General features: G+C 45.7%; 1 protein-coding gene. It reads right to left on the bottom strand.

Annotation, left to right across the window (positions count from 1 at the left end):
* On the bottom strand, positions 1-383 hold a 383-nt coding region (locus A3739_RS29185), incomplete at both ends, for a hypothetical protein (RefSeq protein WP_197471967.1).

The raw sequence follows: 383 nt of genomic DNA, 5'->3' as shown, positions 1-383 counted from the left end.
CCAAACTGCACAACGCGTTTATACGCAACTGTACATTGATCTAGCTGCTTGGTTTTTGTGCGTAAGGATTTCGCAAACGGTTGCGACAATGACATGTCGGTAAAGCGGGCTTTTTGTTGTTCGGCCAAAAATAGGCTTGCTTGCGCGCCGAGCGTCAACGCACGTGAGGTATCGAGTTTGTTATCTTCGACGTATTCCGCTATGCGCACTGCGTACGCTTTTTCATGCGCACTTTCCACTTCTGACGTTTCAAACATAAATGCTAATGCTTCTATGCCAATATCGTAACGTTTAGGGTGCTCTTTGAGCACCCACTCATAGGCTTCGGTTGCTTTTTCTTTAACGCTATTCTCAGAAAAATATCGCGCAGCTTTATAAGCGGA

The sequence above is a fragment of the Oleiphilus sp. HI0067 genome (genome assembly GCF_001635735.1).
The sequence above is the reverse complement of the archived record's forward strand: the minus strand, read 5'-3'. Positions and strand labels throughout refer to the sequence as shown.